The sequence below is a fragment of the Streptomyces sp. NPDC014995 genome (assembly GCF_043080745.1).
Classification (GTDB): domain Bacteria; phylum Actinomycetota; class Actinomycetes; order Streptomycetales; family Streptomycetaceae; genus Streptomyces.
The window spans coordinates 189,626-203,520 of sequence record NZ_JBIBVX010000013.1 but is presented as its reverse complement, the minus strand read 5'-3'; the positions used below and the strand labels follow the sequence as shown (position 1 = coordinate 203,520).

At 73.7% G+C, this 13,895-nt stretch carries 14 protein-coding genes, 1 pseudogene and 1 riboswitch; of the genes and pseudogenes, 12 read left to right on the top strand and 3 right to left on the bottom strand.

Annotated features, from left to right (window positions below; all coding sequences use genetic code 11):
- Positions 1-90 precede the first annotated feature (90 nt).
- The 6 genes from ACF1A1_RS26080 to ACF1A1_RS26055 all read left to right on the top strand — a co-directional run bounded on the left by ACF1A1_RS26080 (position 91) and on the right by ACF1A1_RS26055 (position 5,698).
- Positions 91-1,245, top strand: a complete 1,155-nt coding sequence (locus ACF1A1_RS26080) for a PP2C family protein-serine/threonine phosphatase (protein ID WP_392003356.1) — start codon at positions 91-93, stop codon at positions 1,243-1,245.
- Between the two features lie 196 nt (positions 1,246-1,441).
- A riboswitch (cobalamin riboswitch) is annotated at positions 1,442-1,625 on the top strand.
- 29 nt (positions 1,626-1,654) lie between these two features.
- Positions 1,655-2,356: an energy-coupling factor ABC transporter permease gene (locus tag ACF1A1_RS26075; RefSeq protein WP_392003187.1), complete on the top strand. Its 702-nt coding sequence runs from the start codon at positions 1,655-1,657 to the stop codon at positions 2,354-2,356.
- Positions 2,353-2,817 (top strand): energy-coupling factor ABC transporter substrate-binding protein, encoded by a 465-nt coding sequence (locus ACF1A1_RS26070; RefSeq protein WP_392003186.1) that lies wholly within the window; start codon positions 2,353-2,355, stop codon positions 2,815-2,817. Before ACF1A1_RS26075 ends, ACF1A1_RS26070 begins: the two co-directional genes overlap by 4 nt.
- Positions 2,818-2,823: 6 nt before the next feature.
- Positions 2,824-3,573 (top strand): cobalt ECF transporter T component CbiQ, encoded by a 750-nt coding sequence (gene cbiQ / locus ACF1A1_RS26065; protein ID WP_392003184.1) that lies wholly within the window; start codon positions 2,824-2,826, stop codon positions 3,571-3,573.
- Complete coding sequence (locus tag ACF1A1_RS26060) at positions 3,570-4,427, top strand: energy-coupling factor ABC transporter ATP-binding protein (RefSeq protein WP_392003183.1); 858 nt, start codon at positions 3,570-3,572, stop codon at positions 4,425-4,427. The genes cbiQ and ACF1A1_RS26060 overlap by 4 nt, the downstream gene beginning before the upstream one ends.
- A gap of 83 nt (positions 4,428-4,510) precedes the next feature.
- Complete coding sequence (locus tag ACF1A1_RS26055) at positions 4,511-5,698, top strand: amidohydrolase (protein ID WP_392003181.1); 1,188 nt, start codon at positions 4,511-4,513, stop codon at positions 5,696-5,698.
- Between the two features lie 16 nt (positions 5,699-5,714).
- Here ACF1A1_RS26055 and ACF1A1_RS26050 read toward each other — a convergent pair whose 3' ends face one another.
- Both ACF1A1_RS26050 and ACF1A1_RS26045 read right to left on the bottom strand, forming a co-directional pair.
- Complete coding sequence (locus tag ACF1A1_RS26050) at positions 5,715-6,434, bottom strand: DUF6766 family protein (protein WP_392003180.1); 720 nt, start codon at positions 6,432-6,434, stop codon at positions 5,715-5,717.
- An 83-nt stretch (positions 6,435-6,517) separates the two neighbouring features.
- Complete coding sequence (locus ACF1A1_RS26045) at positions 6,518-6,937, bottom strand: hypothetical protein (RefSeq protein WP_392003178.1); 420 nt, start codon at positions 6,935-6,937, stop codon at positions 6,518-6,520.
- Between the two features lie 530 nt (positions 6,938-7,467).
- Here ACF1A1_RS26045 and ACF1A1_RS26040 point away from each other — a divergent pair.
- Together ACF1A1_RS26040 and ACF1A1_RS26035 are read left to right on the top strand one after the other, a co-directional pair.
- Positions 7,468-9,036 carry a hypothetical protein gene (locus ACF1A1_RS26040; protein ID WP_392003177.1) on the top strand — a complete coding sequence of 523 codons (1,569 nt, stop codon included), beginning with the start codon at positions 7,468-7,470 and terminating at the stop codon, positions 9,034-9,036.
- A gap of 415 nt (positions 9,037-9,451) precedes the next feature.
- Positions 9,452-9,781 carry a hypothetical protein gene (locus ACF1A1_RS26035; RefSeq protein WP_392003176.1) on the top strand — a complete coding sequence of 110 codons (330 nt, stop codon included), beginning with the start codon at positions 9,452-9,454 and terminating at the stop codon, positions 9,779-9,781.
- A gap of 99 nt (positions 9,782-9,880) precedes the next feature.
- On the opposite strand, the gene ACF1A1_RS26030 is transcribed toward ACF1A1_RS26035, so the two are convergent.
- Positions 9,881-10,363 (bottom strand): flavin reductase family protein, encoded by a 483-nt coding sequence (locus ACF1A1_RS26030; RefSeq protein ID WP_392003174.1) that lies wholly within the window; start codon positions 10,361-10,363, stop codon positions 9,881-9,883.
- A 302-nt stretch (positions 10,364-10,665) separates the two neighbouring features.
- Between ACF1A1_RS26030 and ACF1A1_RS26025 the strand changes: the two genes are divergently transcribed.
- The 4 genes and pseudogenes from ACF1A1_RS26025 to ACF1A1_RS26010 form a co-directional block, all read left to right on the top strand.
- Positions 10,666-12,162, top strand: coding sequence for a glycoside hydrolase family 6 protein (locus ACF1A1_RS26025; protein WP_392003172.1), 1,497 nt, complete (start codon positions 10,666-10,668; stop codon positions 12,160-12,162).
- Positions 12,163-12,369: 207 nt separating this feature from the next.
- Positions 12,370-12,705, top strand: coding sequence for an ArsR/SmtB family transcription factor (locus tag ACF1A1_RS26020; protein ID WP_392003171.1), 336 nt, complete (start codon positions 12,370-12,372; stop codon positions 12,703-12,705).
- Positions 12,706-13,404 carry a cation transporter gene (locus ACF1A1_RS26015; protein WP_392003170.1) on the top strand — a complete coding sequence of 233 codons (699 nt, stop codon included), beginning with the start codon at positions 12,706-12,708 and terminating at the stop codon, positions 13,402-13,404.
- Between the two features lie 89 nt (positions 13,405-13,493).
- Positions 13,494-13,798, top strand: a pseudogene (locus ACF1A1_RS26010) (MarR family transcriptional regulator); the annotation flags it as partial.
- Positions 13,799-13,895: the final 97 nt, after the last annotated feature.

Sequence of the window (13,895 nt, the reverse complement as noted above, 5' to 3'; positions counted from 1 at the left end):
CCGCGGGGCGACCGGCGCGTTCGCGGCGAAGGGCCTCGTCACAGCGTACGAGGCCGACATGTTTTCCCGAAGGGTTGGTGATTGACCATCGTGAAGAGACTGGTGATCGCGGAGCGCGCCCTGCGTACGGCGGCACCCCACGAATTGCTCGACGCTGTCCGCCGTGTACTGGTCGAGCAGTACACGGCGGACTCCGTCGAGCTGTTCCTGGCCGACTACGGCCTGACGGTGCTGCAACCGGTGTCCGAGCAGCCGCGGTCCGGGGGACCGGTGGCGGTGCACGACAGCCCGGCCGGCCGGGCCTTCGGCGCGCAGGAACCGTTCGTGGAACCCGTCCGCGACGGACTGGTGCGCGCCCACCTGCCCGTCACCGTGCGCGGTGACCGGCTCGGCGTGCTGACGGTGACCCTGCCGGAGCAGGCCGACGCCGACAGGGAGGAGCTGGCGGAGATCGCGCAGGTGCTCGGGCGCGAGCTGATCGTGGCCGAGCGGGACACCGACCGCTACGTCCGGGCCAGACGTAGGGACCGGCTCACCCTGGCCGCCGAGATGCAGTGGCAGCTGCTCCCGGGCCGCTCCAGCACCCGCCCCGAGTACGAGCTGGGGGCCCAGCTGGAGCCCGCCTACGGCGTCTTCGGCGACACCTACGACTGGTCTGCGACGGCCGACCACCTGATGCTGTACGTCGCCAACGGCATGGGCGAGGGCACCGAGGCCTCCCTGCTGACGAACCTGGCCGTCAACGCGCTGCGCAACGCACGGCGGGCCGGCATCCCCCTCGCCGACCAGGCGGCCCTGGCCGACCAGGCCGTGCACGCCCACTACGGGGGCCGCTGCTACCTGTCGGCCCTCATGCTCGACGTCGAACTCGCCACGGGGCGCGCCCAGGTGGTGGACGCCGGTTCCCCGCAGCTGCTGCGGCTGCGGAGGGGGACCGTGGAACGGGTCCACTTCGACGCCCAGTTGCCGCTCGGCATGTTCGAGGAGACCGACTACGTGGCGCAGGAGTTCCGGATCGAGCCCGGCGACCGCCTGGTCTTCGTCAGCGACGGCGTCCACGCGGTCACCTCCCCCGGCGGCGAGGCGTACGGGGACGCCGCCCTCGGCCGGGCGATCCTGTCCACGCGTCTGCTGCCCGCCGCCGAGGTCCCGCACGCGGTCCTGCGGGAGCTGCCGCGCCATCGCGGCCGACGGGCCCCGGACGACGACGCCCTGGTGGTCTGCCTGGACTGGCGCGGCCGCTGAACCCCCGGTGGGCCCGGCCTCCCCACGGCGCGGATCCGCTCGGCCAACGGCGGGTGTTCCTGTGGTCGAGATCACCGGTGACCGCGCCGCCGGGGCCCCCGGAGCCCCGCCGGGGGACCCCCGTGCGCCGGGGTGTGAGCCGTCGTCCGCCGCCCGCGCGCCCCCGTTGCCGCTTGTCACCGCCCCGGTCGGCGCACTACTGTCACCACGCCTTGGTGAACGGGAAATCCGGTGTGATGCCGGTGCGGCCCTCGCCACTGTGATCGGGAAGTCCGGCTCCGGCCCTTGCGGGCAGCCACTGGGTCCTCGGACCCGGGAAGGCGGAGTACGGGCGGTGGTACCCGTCAGCCAGGAGACCGGCCAAGGCGCGTCAACCATCCACGAGGTGCTGGAGAGGGTCTGCTGAGCCATGCACATAGCCGAGGGTTTTCTGCCTCCGGTGCACGCGGTCGCCTGGGGCGTCGCGTCGGCGCCGTTCGTCGTCCACGGAGTCCGCGCACTGGGCCGCGAGGTCCGGGAGCACCCCGAGAGCACCCTGCTCCTCGGTGCCTCCGGGGCTTTCACGTTCGTACTGTCCGCCCTCAAGCTGCCCTCGGTGACCGGGAGTTGTTCGCACCCCACCGGCACCGGGCTGGGCGCCATCCTCTTCCGGCCGCCGATCATGGCGGTGCTGGGCACCATCACCCTGCTGTTCCAGGCGCTGCTGCTCGCCCACGGCGGCCTGACCACGCTCGGCGCCAATGTCTTCTCGATGGCGATCGTCGGCCCGTGGGCCGGTTACGGCATGTACCGGCTGCTGCGGCGGTACGCCGTGCCGCTGATGGTGGCGGTGTTCTTCGGCGCGTTCGTCGCCGACCTGTCCACCTACTGCGTCACGAGCGTGCAGCTGGCGCTCGCGTTCCCCGACCCGAGCAGCGGGTTCCTGGGCGCACTCGGCAAGTTCGGCTCCATCTTCGCCGTCACGCAGATCCCGCTCGCGGTGAGCGAGGGTCTCCTGACGGTGCTGGTGATGCGGCTTTTGGTGCAGTCCAGCAAGGGCGAACTGACCCGGCTCGGCGTGCTCGTGGCCGGCCGGCCGGCGCCGACCGGGACGGAGGCGGTGGCCCGATGAACCGGAACACGAAGATCAACGTCCTGCTGCTGGCCGTGGTGGTCGCGCTGGCCGTGCTGCCGCTGGCCCTGGGCCTCGGCGACCACAAGGAGCAGCCGTTCGCGGGCTCCGACGGCGAGGCGGAGACGGCGATCACCGAGATCGAGCCGGACTACGAGCCGTGGTTCTCGCCCCTGTACGAACCGCCGTCCGGGGAGATCGAGTCGGCGCTGTTCTCCGTCCAGGCGGCCCTGGGCGCGGGCGTCCTCGCCTACTACTTCGGCCTGCGCCGGGGCCGGCGTCAGGGCGAACTGCGGGCGCGGGCGCGCTGGGAGGCCCAGGACTCCGCGGGGGACCCGGACCCGGAGCGCCCCGACGGCGCGGGAAGCCCCGACGGCGCCGCAAGCCCGGACGGCGCCGAGCGCCCGGAGCGCGTGGAGAGCGCGCCGGACACCGAGAAGTCCACGACGGGACGGGTCTGATCGCTCGTGCTGCCGATCGACGCGGCGGCGCACAGCAGTCGCTGGCGCCGCCGTCATCCCGTGGACAAGGCCGTACTCGGACTCGGCCTCACCGTGCTCGCGATCTCGCTGCCGCCCTGGCCGGGCGCGGCCCTGGTGCTGGTGGCGGCGCTCGCCCTGCTGCTGGGCCCGGCGGGGGTGCCGGCCCGCCGGCTGTGGCGCGCCTACCGGGTGCCGCTGGGGTTCTGCGCGACCGGCGCGGTCACACTGCTCGTCCAGGTGGGCGGTCCCGGCGGGTTCGTGAGCCTGGCCGACGGCGGGGCCGTGCGGGCCGGGGAGTTGATGCTGCGTTCGTCGGCCGCCTCCCTCGGCGTGCTGCTGTTCGCGTTCACCACTCCGATGTCCGACCTGCTGCCGCGCCTGGTGCGGGCCGGTGTGCCCGCGCCGGTCGTCGACGTCGCCCTGGTGACGTACCGCATGAGCTTCCTGCTGCTGGACTCCGTGCGCCGGATCCGGGAGGCGCAGGCGGCCCGGCTCGGGCACACCTCCCGGGCGGCCGAGTGGCGTTCCCTGGCCGGCCTGGGGGCCACCGCGTTCGTGCGGGCCTTCGACCGGGCGGCGCGGCTCCAGACCGGCCTCGCCGGACGCGGCTACGACGGCACCCTGCGCGTCCTGGTGCCCGAGGCCCGCGTCTCCGCCCGTTTCACGGCGGCCGCCGCCGGGCTCCTGGTGGCCCTGGCCGCCCTCACCTTCGTACTGGAAAGGCCCCTGACATGAGCGAGCTGGTCGCCCTGCGAGGCGCCTCCTTCGCCTACGAGGACGGCCCGACCGTGCTCGACGACCTCGACTTCGGGATACGCGAGGGCCGCGCGCTCGCCCTCCTCGGCCGCAACGGCAGCGGAAAGACGACACTGATGCGGCTGCTCAGCGGCGGACTGCGCCCGCGCACCGGTGAGCTGACCGTCGAGGGCCGCCCGGTGGCGTACGACCGCAAGGGGCTGACCCGGCTGCGGACGACCGTGCAGCTGGTGGTGCAGGACCCGGACGACCAGTTGTTCGCCGCGTCCGTCGCGCAGGACGTGTCGTTCGGGCCGTTGAACCTCGGCCTGCCCGATGCCGAGGTGCGGGCCCGGGTGGCGGAGGCGCTGGCCGCCCTGGACATCACCGCCCTCGCCGACCGCCCCACCCACCTGCTCTCCTACGGCCAGCGCAAGCGGACCGCGATCGCGGGCGCCGTGGCGATGCGGCCCCGCGTCCTGATCCTCGACGAACCGACCGCCGGACTCGACCCCGACGGCCAGGAACGCCTCCTCGCCACCCTCGACGACCTGCGCGCGTCCGGTACGACGGTGGTGATGGCCACCCACGACGTCGACCTCGCCCTGCGCTGGGCCGACGACGCGGCCCTCCTCACCCCCTCGGGCGCCCACACCGGCCCCGCGGCCACGGCCCTGGCCCGCACGGACCTGCTCCGGCAGGCGGGACTCCGGCTGCCCTGGGGCATCGCCGCCGCCCGACTGCTGCGTTCCCAGGGGTTGTTGGCCGAGGGGGACGACGGCCCCCGCAGCCCGGACGAACTGGCCGCCCTGACGGCGTCGCCCGCCGCTCCCCCGGTACCGGCCGACGGCTGATCCCCGGCCCGCGCGTGTCGGCGCGGCGCCCGGTGGAACCCGGTGTCACGGAAGGAAGGTCCGCCGACGCCCGGGAGGCGCGTGTGTCTGTCCCCGACACCACGTACCGTCGCATCCGCCAGGAGGTCACGGAGCGGGCCGACGCGCTCTGGGACATCGCGTCGGCACTGCACGCCGACCCCGAGTACGCCTTCGCCGAGCGGCGGGCGGCCACGCTCCTCACGGGTGAACTGCGCCGGGCCGGGTTCGACGTGCGGCAGGACGTGGCGGGGATGCCGACCGCCTTCACCGCGCGCTCCGGCGAGGGGCGGCCCGCGGTGGCGCTGCTGCTGGAGTACGACGCGCTGCCCGGCCTCGGACACGCCTGCGGGCACAACCTGATCGCCGCCGCGGGCCTCGGGGCGGCGCTCGCCGCCCGCGCCGTGGTGGAGCCCGGTGCCGGGTCGGTGCTGGCGGTGGGCAGCCCGGCCGAGGAGGGCGGCGGGGGCAAGGTCCGGGAGGTGGAGGCGGGCGTCTTCGACGACGTGGACGCCGCGCTCATGTTCCATCCGGGGGTGTACGACTGGGCCCGCGCACCGCTGACGGCGCAGGAACAGTACCGGGTCGGTTTCCACGGCCGCGCCGCCCATCCGACGGGCAACCCCACGGAGGGCGTCGACGCGCTCGCGGCCCTCGTCGAACTGTTCAACGTGCTGGCCGCGCTCGGCCGGCGCCTGCCGGAGGCCTCCCACGTCCAGGGCATCATCACGCACGGCGGCAAGGCCACGAACATCGTCCCCGAGTACGCGGAGGGCCTGTTCGGCCTGCGCGCCGCGACCACACAGGCCCTGGACGACCTGGCCGGGCAGCTGCGTTCCGCCGCCGCGGGGGTGGCGCAGGCCACCGGCACCACGTGCGCCGTCGAGCGGGCCACGGTCCGCTACGAGCACTTCCGCGACAGCGAGGCGCTCTCCGGTCGCTTCGCCGCGCACCTGGGCCGCGCCGGGATCGCCCTCACGCCGCCCGCGCCCGGTGTGTACCTGGGCTCGTCGGACATCGGCAACGTCAGTTCCCGGGTGCCGGCCATCCACCCCTTCGTCGCGATCATGGACGAGGACGGCTCCGACCACACACCCGGGTTCGCCGCCGCGGCCGCCTCCGACCGGGCCCGGCGGGTCCTGACGGCCGCCACGGAGGCCCTGGCGTGCACCGCGGTGGACGTCCTGTACGACGCGGGTCTGCGGGCCGAGGCGTGGAGCGGGCACCGGGAAACCGTCGGCGCCCCGCGCTGAGCCGACCGGAACGGCGTCAGCCCTCGACGCCCGTGGCGCTGTGCGCGGAACCGACCGGCTTCGACTCCGGTGAGCCCCGTTGCCGCAGGTAGATCGAGAGCACCGCCATCGAGGCGACGGCGAGCAGTTCGGACTGCCAGTTCTGCAGGGTGCGGTTCCAGAAGTCCGCCGCGCCCAGGTACTCGGCCCAGCCGACCGGGGCCTGAAGCCGTCTCAGCCGCTGCTCGTTGTAGGCGGCGACCCCGGTGATCGACTGCACCAGCCAGGACAGCACGAAGATCGTCCCCATGACCAGCAGCAGGGAGTTCGAGTACACCGTGCGCCGCCATCCGGAGGCCGCGGCCCACTTGGGCGAGCCCTCCCTGGCGTGGTCGCCGACCAGTTGGTCCTCGTCGGACTCGGGGCCGGACTTGCCCGGCTCCTTGGACTCCGGGGAACCCCGCTGCAACAGCCAGACGGTCGCACCGATGTACAGCGAGAACTGCAGGTACTCCGACTGCCAGTTCTCCGCCACGTCGACCGCGAAGTCGGACGAGGTGACGTACTCGACGAAGCCGACCGGCCGGAGCCGGTCGGCGGCCAACTGGTCGTTGAAGTCGGCCTGTCCGGCGATCGCCTGCCCGACCAGGGTCAGCAGGAACGCGACGGTGAAGAACAGCCCCAGTCCGTTGTCCCGTACGAAGCCCCACAGGCGTCCGGGCTCGGAGGCCCGCGTACGGGGCGATCCCTGGCTCATCGCTGCATCAGTCCCACGGCCGCGAGACAGGCGAGGCCGGCCCCGACGAGCAGCAGGACCGTGACGAACATCGTCCGCACGGCTCACCCGCCCTTGATCCGGCACTGGTAGGGCCGCTGCGGCCGCTGCCTGCACCCGGCGGCCACGACCTTCCACCCGGTGGTGAAGCGGGAGAGGAACAGGGTGTCCCCGGCGAGCACCGCCCGCGCCTGGTTGCCGTGGACGTCCGTGCCGCGTACGGCGCCGCCCGCGGGCGGTGACTCCTCGGCGAGCGCCTGTGCGCAGGGCCTGCCGGCCGACTGCTCCAGTTCCTCCAGGGTGGCCGGTGCGAGGGCGCCGCACATCCGGTCGTACGCGCCCTCGTCGAGCGCCTTCTCGAACGCGGTGGCGGCGGCCCGTACGGCGTCGTGCCGTTCCGCAACGGTGCCGCACGCGCCGGCGGTGCCGGTGAGGACGACCGCGACGGCCGTGGTCCGCACGGCCGCCCACGCTGCTCTGGCCACCCATCACCTCCGACTCCGACCCGTCCCGGCAGTACACCGCACGCGGCGGCACGCGAGCGGCTTCCACGCCCCCGCGTCCCCCGGCCAGCGGACGGCCCCTCGAATACGCCGCGCGAGGAGTGGGGCCGTCCGGTGTTCCTCGGTGCCCGCTGTCCCGGGTCCGCTCAGGGCGGTGTTCCTCGCCTCCAGGCGGGCCGTCGTCTCCATGAGCGGGGCGGTGAAGGGGTGCCGGGGCTCCCGTCAGCACCCGGTGGGCCGGGCCCTGCTCGACCGGTGCGCGCCCGGCGCCCGGGTCAGCGGGGAGGTCCGGCCGACCATCGCCGGCCCGGTGGGCCACGCACCCCAGCGCCCCGCTTCGTCGCGGCCGTGCGCCACAGGAGCCCAGGAGGTGCCGCGACGGGCGGAGCACCGTCGATGGGAGCCCCACGGAACGCGACAACTCCACGTATCCGCGGCGCTGTTCGCAGGTCATCTTCGCCCTTACACTGACAAATCACAGGCGCGCGGGCGCAGTTGACGGGGGGCCAGCCATGTCCGGCGATGGGTACGGCGTGCACGACCACGAGTTCCTGATCCCACCGATGCCGCCGGCCCCGCCGCCGGCTCCGGCGGACGGCGCGCGGGCCGTCGCGGTGGCGGTCCTCAACCTCGGCGGGCTGGGTCTGGGGTACGCGCTCGTGCGCCGCTGGGGCCTCATGCTGCTGTGCTGGATCGCCACGGCCGCCCTGCTGCTCGTGGCGCTCCCGGCCGATCCGGACGGCGTCCCGGTGTTCGCCCTCGTCGGGTACGCCGTGTTCCTGGCCGCGGTGGCGGCGCACGGCGCGCGCGTGGGCCTGCGCGCCCGTCCGACGTGGCCCCGACCCGCGCCCCTCGCGCTGGCGTTGGGCCTCATGCTGCTCGCCGTGCCGGCCGGGGGCGTCGTGCTCTACGACGACGCGCGCGACGAAGCGGTGCAGCAGATGCTGCTCGACCGCCTGGAGCGGGCCGACCGCCTCGTGGCGAGATCCGGCAGGCAGGCGTTCAGTGCCGGCAAGGACGGCTACCGCGAGGCACTGGATCTCTACGAGAACCTGAGCGCCGACCACCCCGGCTCCCGCGCGGCCGACCGGGTGCCCGCCCGGATGACGACCTTCTACTCGACCGTCGGCGCCGCCTACGCGCAGGGCGACCACTGCGAGGCGATAGAGCCGCTGACCTACCTGCGCACGGTTCCGAAGAGCATGCCCCGCACGGACCTCGGGGAGCTGACGGACTGGCCCGACGACCGCCTGGCCACATCCCTGTACGAGTGCGGCGCGCAGAGCCTCGCGGGCGGCGACTCCGGCTGGGCCTCACACTTCGACGACCTCCTGACCACCTTCCCCGAGTCCGAGCAGGCCGCGAAGGTCGAACCGGCGGTGGGCGCCGCCGTCACCCGGGCGGGGAAGGACCTGCACGGCGACGACCCCTGCGCGGCGGTCGAGCGACTGCGCGGTCTCGGCTCCCGGATCGAGAGCCTGCCGGGCGAGGAGGCGGGCATCGCCGACGGCCTCGCCGAGAGTGTCCGGCTGGCCACCGCCAACGCCGGCTCGGGCACGTACCTGTGCGGCGTGGACCAGTACCAGGACGGTGACTTCGAGGCCGCGCGGACGACCATGAACGAGTTCGTCGAGGCGAACAAGAACGCCAAGAACCGGGCCCGGGCCCAGAAGATCGCGATCGCGGCGGAGATCGCGCAGACGGTGCCGGCCGCCGGTGAGCGCCTGCCCACGACGCGTACCGGCGGCAGCATCTCCGTCACGGTGCAGAACGACAGCCCCGACGAGATCACCGTGCTCTACACGGGCCCGGTCACCGGCAGCTTCACCCTCAAGGCCTGCGGCAGCTGCGAGACGTACTCCCTCAGCAGCACTCTCTCGCCAGGCTTCGAGCCCTGCGGCGACAGCGGCAGGAACTATCCGCAGCGCACCATCAGCCTGCCGCCCGGCACCACGTACTTCCTGCACAAGCCGAAGAACGACGGGCTCTCCTCGCCCGCCTCGGACACGGCCAAGCTCTCGTCCGGCTACCTCTACACGGAGTGCGCCTACGCCACACAGACACTGGGAACGGGCTTCTGACCGGCGGAGGATCCGGCGGAAGCCGCCGGCACCGCCCCCGGCCGGCCGGACACGGCTCCCGTCCGCACGGGAGCCGCACCCCGGAAAGCTGGTCAGCAGGTCCGGCCGGCGTGGTGGGCGCCCTGGATCTGATCGTGGGAAAGCACGCCACAGGATGACCACCACGCCGCACCCCCGCCGGAGCGAACACCGGCCGGTTCACCCAGTGGATCGTTTTGCCGCTGCCCCGAACGGGTTGTCCCGCCGGGTTCCTCCGCGATCATGGACTCGGCGGGGTCCACCTGTGCGTTGGTCCGACCGGACGATGAGCTGCCGATGACGCCGATCGCATGACGTGCCGCCACATCCGCAACCGGGGCGGGCCTCACGGCGCTCCTGTCCAGCAGATCCGCAACCAGTTGGTGAGGAGACAGACGTGACCGCCACCGCCGTCGAGCACAGCTCGCCCCACGCCTTCGTCGACCCCTACGCCGTCGACGACACCGAACCCGTCTGGCCGGCCCCGGCCGGGCAGCCGCAGGACGCGGACGCGGACTACCTGCTGCCGCCGCCCGACCCCGCCCAGCGCCTGCACCCCGCCCCCGCCCTCGACCCCCGCGACCGTCGGCGCCTCGACCTGCACGCGGCCCTGACCGCGGCCGGCATTCCGCCCCGCCCCGAGGACCGCGAGGCCATCGACCAGCTCAGCGCCCTGCCCCGCAGCGTCAACGCCGCCCTCCAGCGGTGGCTGCGCCACACCGCCTGAGAGACGAAGCCCCTCCGGAGCGGGCCGCAGGCCAGGAGCCGCGGACAGGGAGAACAGACCCGCATGCGTGTCCGCGGCTCCGGCAAGCGGGGGGAGGTGTCAGTCCACGGGGTGACCGGGGCTGATGTCGAGGGCGTCACCGAGGCGCAGCAGGGGGCCGTCGGCCCGCTCGCCCCACTGCACGGGTTCGAGGACGAAGCCGACGTGATCGCCCCCGTCGACGCACCGCTCGACGGTGCCGACGAACCAGGCGGCCGCGTCCTCGAGGACCACCGCGCCACCGTGTCCCCGCTTCCAGCGGGCCTGCGTGAACTTGTCGGCCCGGTCGCCCGTCTCCCCGCCGAAGAGGGTGGCCAGCTCGTGCTGGTCACGGGTCAGCAGATGGACGGCGAGGCAGTCCGCGCCGCGGGCCACCCCGTAGGTGTGGTTCACCTTGGACAGCCACACGACGAACCGCACCGGGTGGATGGAGCACTGCGAGGAGAACCCGACCAGACACCCCGACCGCTCCTCGCCCACCGCGGCCGTGACGACGCACATGTCGGGGTCCAGTCGCCCCATGAAAGCGTCGACGTCCACCACGTCTCCTCACTCCCGTCCACCGCATCCGCCACCGCCCGGCACCGGGTCACCCCACGGGTGCCCGTCTTTTCCCCCGGCTCACAGCACTGCCCCCCGAACGGCCCACCGACACCGGCGACCGGGACGCGCTCCCATGTCTGCGGCCGGCCGGAGGTATGGCACACGTCACAGCTCCCCTCTTCCGCGGTGCCCTGAGGGACGGTCAGGGGATCATGGCCTGCGTAAAGGGGGGACCTTCGCTCGGGGTGTGCCCGTGTGCCGTTCTCGGCCGGCCCCTCACGACCGACGAAGGACCGTTTCCCATGATCACGACACCCGGACTGTTCCGGGCGGTCGGCGCCCCCGTGCTGGTCGCCGCCCTTCTGACGTCCGCCACCCTGCCGGCCGACGCGGCCGACGCGCAGCCGGTCTACGGCGAGCTCGCGGACAACGGCGCGTTCGTCGCCGGCACCGCCGGCTGGTGGTCCGCGGGCGCCACCATGACGGCCGCCGACGGAGCGCTGGCCGCCACCGTCGACGCCGGGACCGCGAACCCGTGGGACGCCATGGTCGGACAGAGCGGCATCCGGCTGCGTCCCGGCGTCAGGTACACGCTGTCCTTCGACGCCAGGGCCTCCGCGGCGGCGACGCTGCGCGCGACCGCGCAGCTCGGTGCCGCGCCCTACACCCCGGCGCTGGACCGGACCGTCGACCTGACGACCGTCTCCCGGCACTTCTCCTGGACGTTCACCTCCGGGATCGACACCACGACGGGCGCGCTCACCTTCCAGTTCGGCGGACAGCCGGTGACGACGGACGTCGTCCTCGACAACGTGTCCCTGACCACCTCCACCGCCCGCGAGGGCTTCTACACCGACCCCCGCAACAACGCGGCGGCCTGGGCCGGGAACCACTCCGACGACCCCCGCGCCGCGAAGATCAAGGCCTCCATCGCGGACCACAACACCGTGAAGTGGTACGGGGACTGGGACGCCGACGGCGACCCCGCCACCGGGATCCGGACCGAGGTGTCCGACTACGTCGGCGCCGCCGCGGCCGAGGGCCGGCTGCCGGTCCTGGTGGCCTACAACATCCCCGGCCGGGACTGCGGCGGGGCCTCCTCCGGCGGTGCCGGTTCCCCGGACCTGTACAAGGCGTGGATCGACGAGTTCGCCCAGGGCATCGCGGGCCGCCCGGCGATCGTCGTCCTCGAGCCGGACGCGGTGGCCCAGTCCTCGGACGACGCCTGTATGAACGGTGGCGCCGAGCAGCGCTTCGACATGCTCCGGCACGCCACCGGTCGGCTGCGGCAGCAGGGCACGTCGGTGCGGACGTACCTGGACGCCGGCAACGCCACCTGGACGCTGGGCCCGGATCTCGACGGCACGCAGGGCATAGGGCTCGAGAGGATGGCGTACCTGCTCGACCGTTCCGGTGTCGCCATGGCCCGCGGGGTCTCGGTGAACGTGTCCAACTTCGACGACACCGCCGTATCCGACGACTACGCCCAGCGGCTCGCCGCCCGGCTCGAGGCCGACTTCGGCCTGACCACCCGTTGGGTGGTCGACACCTCCCGCAACGGCAACGGCGGCCATGTCGTCCCGGGGTCGCCCGACAGCGGCCACGTGGGGTTCTGCAATCCGCCCGGGCGCAAGCTCGGCGTGACCTCCCGCGCGGGCAGCGCCGGCGGGGCGGAGTACCAGCTGTGGATCAAGAACCCCGGTGACTCGGACGGCGACTCGGCGCAGTGCCCGGCGAACTCCCCGGCGGCCGGCTCGTTCTCGCCGGAGCTGGCCGAGGCGCTGATCGACGGCACCTGACCGGCCGACACCACCGCGACACCGCAGTCCCCTCGGACGCCGGACCGGACATCGTCCGCCCTGCCGCCCGAGGGGACGCGCACGCTCCCCGCCCCGGGAGCGGGTCGGCTCCGGTCTGCCTCCCCGGCACCCGCACACCTCGCTGCCGCCCAGCCGGACCAAGAGTCCACGATTTCCTGAATTCAGGATTCGATGTACTGTCGTGGGGTGCTGACTCTCGCTGCCGACATCGAGGTGCTGGCGCGGTTCGGCCGCGCGCTCGCCGACCCGATCCGCTGCCGCATCCTCCTCTCCCTCCGCGAGGCCCCGGCCTACCCCGCCGCCCTTGCCGACGCCCTGGAGATCTCCCGGACCCGGCTGTCCAACCACCTCGCCTGCCTGCGCGACTGCGGGCTGGTCGTCACCGTTCCCGACGGCCGGCGCACCCGCTACGAGCTCGCCGACGAACGCCTTGGACACGCACTGGACGACCTGCGCACCGCCGTGGTCGCCGTGGACGCGGACCGCACCTGCCCCGACGCCGCGAAGGACGGGTGCTGCTGAATGGCCGCGACCTCCCTCGCCCCCGGTCCGGCCCGCCGTGCCGCGATGACCCGGCGCATACGCCTGCTGGTCGCCGTGACGATCACCTACAACGTCGTCGAGGCGATCGTCGCCCTCACCGCGGGCACCATCGCCTCCTCCACCGCGCTGGTCGGCTTCGGACTCGACTCCGTGATCGAGGTCTCCTCGGCCGCGGCGGTCGCCTGGCAGTTCTCCGCTCGCGACCACGCGGCCCGCGAAGCCCGGGAGAGAACGGCGCTGCGGATCATCGCCGCTTCCTTCTTCGCCCTCGCGCTCTATGTCACGGTCGACTCCGTACGCGCGCTGACGGGCAGCGGCGAAGCCGACCGATCCGTGCCCGGCATCGCGCTCGCCGCCCTCTCGTTGGCGGTGATGCCCTTCCTGTCCGCCGCCCAGCGCAAGGCCGGCCGCGAACTCGGCTCGGCCTCCGCCGTCGCCGACTCCAAGCAGACCCTGCTGTGCACCTACCTCTCCGCGATCCTCCTGGCCGGCCTGCTCGCCAACCTGCTGTTCGGCTGGTCCTGGGCCGACCCGATCGCCGCTCTGGTGATCGCCGTGGTGGCGGTCAAGGAGGGACACGACGCGTGGCGGGGCAAGGGATGCTGCGCTCCGTCCGCCGCCCCCGCACCCGCCGACGCCGAAGCGGGCACCGGTGGTTGCGCCGCGGACTGCTGCTGACTCCCACCCGCGGTCGGCCGCGGGCCCGAAGGGCCGATCCGCCGCCGTACCCACTCCCCCGCTTCCGTCAGCCGGGGTCCCCGACACCGCTCGCCCTCGCCGCCGACGGCGACCCCTTGCCCGCACGGGTCGCCGCCGAGACGGCGCGCGCCCTGGGCACGCTGGTCGCCCAGGTCGCCGACTTCGCGATGCCGCAGAAGATCCTCTCGCCGGGGAGGGCGTCGGGCTGATGGACGTGGCGGGCGGCACCGTCGAGGAGACCCCGCGCGCCCACCGCCATCCCCTGGCCGCACCGGTCGGCCTGGAGACCAAGGTCTCCGACTTCCACGACCGGGCCCGCGGCGCCGCCGTACTCGCCATCCAGGTGCTCGTGCTGGGCGCGGCCGAGGAGTGACTGCGTGCGGGGCGGGCCGCCTTCCCCCGCGCACACGGGATGGTGGATTCGTCGTGGCCGGGCGATTCTGGGGGGAAGTGTCCACAGAGCCGGGCGC

Coding starts and splice junctions, on each gene's coding strand:
- ACF1A1_RS26075 (WP_392003187.1), top strand. CDS start 1,655: ATGCACATAGCCGAGGGTTTTCTGCCTCCGGTGCACGCGGTCGCCTGG.
- ACF1A1_RS26070 (WP_392003186.1), top strand. CDS start 2,353: ATGAACCGGAACACGAAGATCAACGTCCTGCTGCTGGCCGTGGTGGTC.
- ACF1A1_RS26060 (WP_392003183.1), top strand. CDS start 3,570: ATGAGCGAGCTGGTCGCCCTGCGAGGCGCCTCCTTCGCCTACGAGGAC.
- ACF1A1_RS26050 (WP_392003180.1), bottom strand. CDS start 6,434: ATGAGCCAGGGATCGCCCCGTACGCGGGCCTCCGAGCCCGGACGCCTG.
- ACF1A1_RS26040 (WP_392003177.1), top strand. CDS start 7,468: ATGTCCGGCGATGGGTACGGCGTGCACGACCACGAGTTCCTGATCCCA.
- ACF1A1_RS26025 (WP_392003172.1), top strand. CDS start 10,666: ATGATCACGACACCCGGACTGTTCCGGGCGGTCGGCGCCCCCGTGCTG.
- ACF1A1_RS26015 (WP_392003170.1), top strand. CDS start 12,706: ATGGCCGCGACCTCCCTCGCCCCCGGTCCGGCCCGCCGTGCCGCGATG.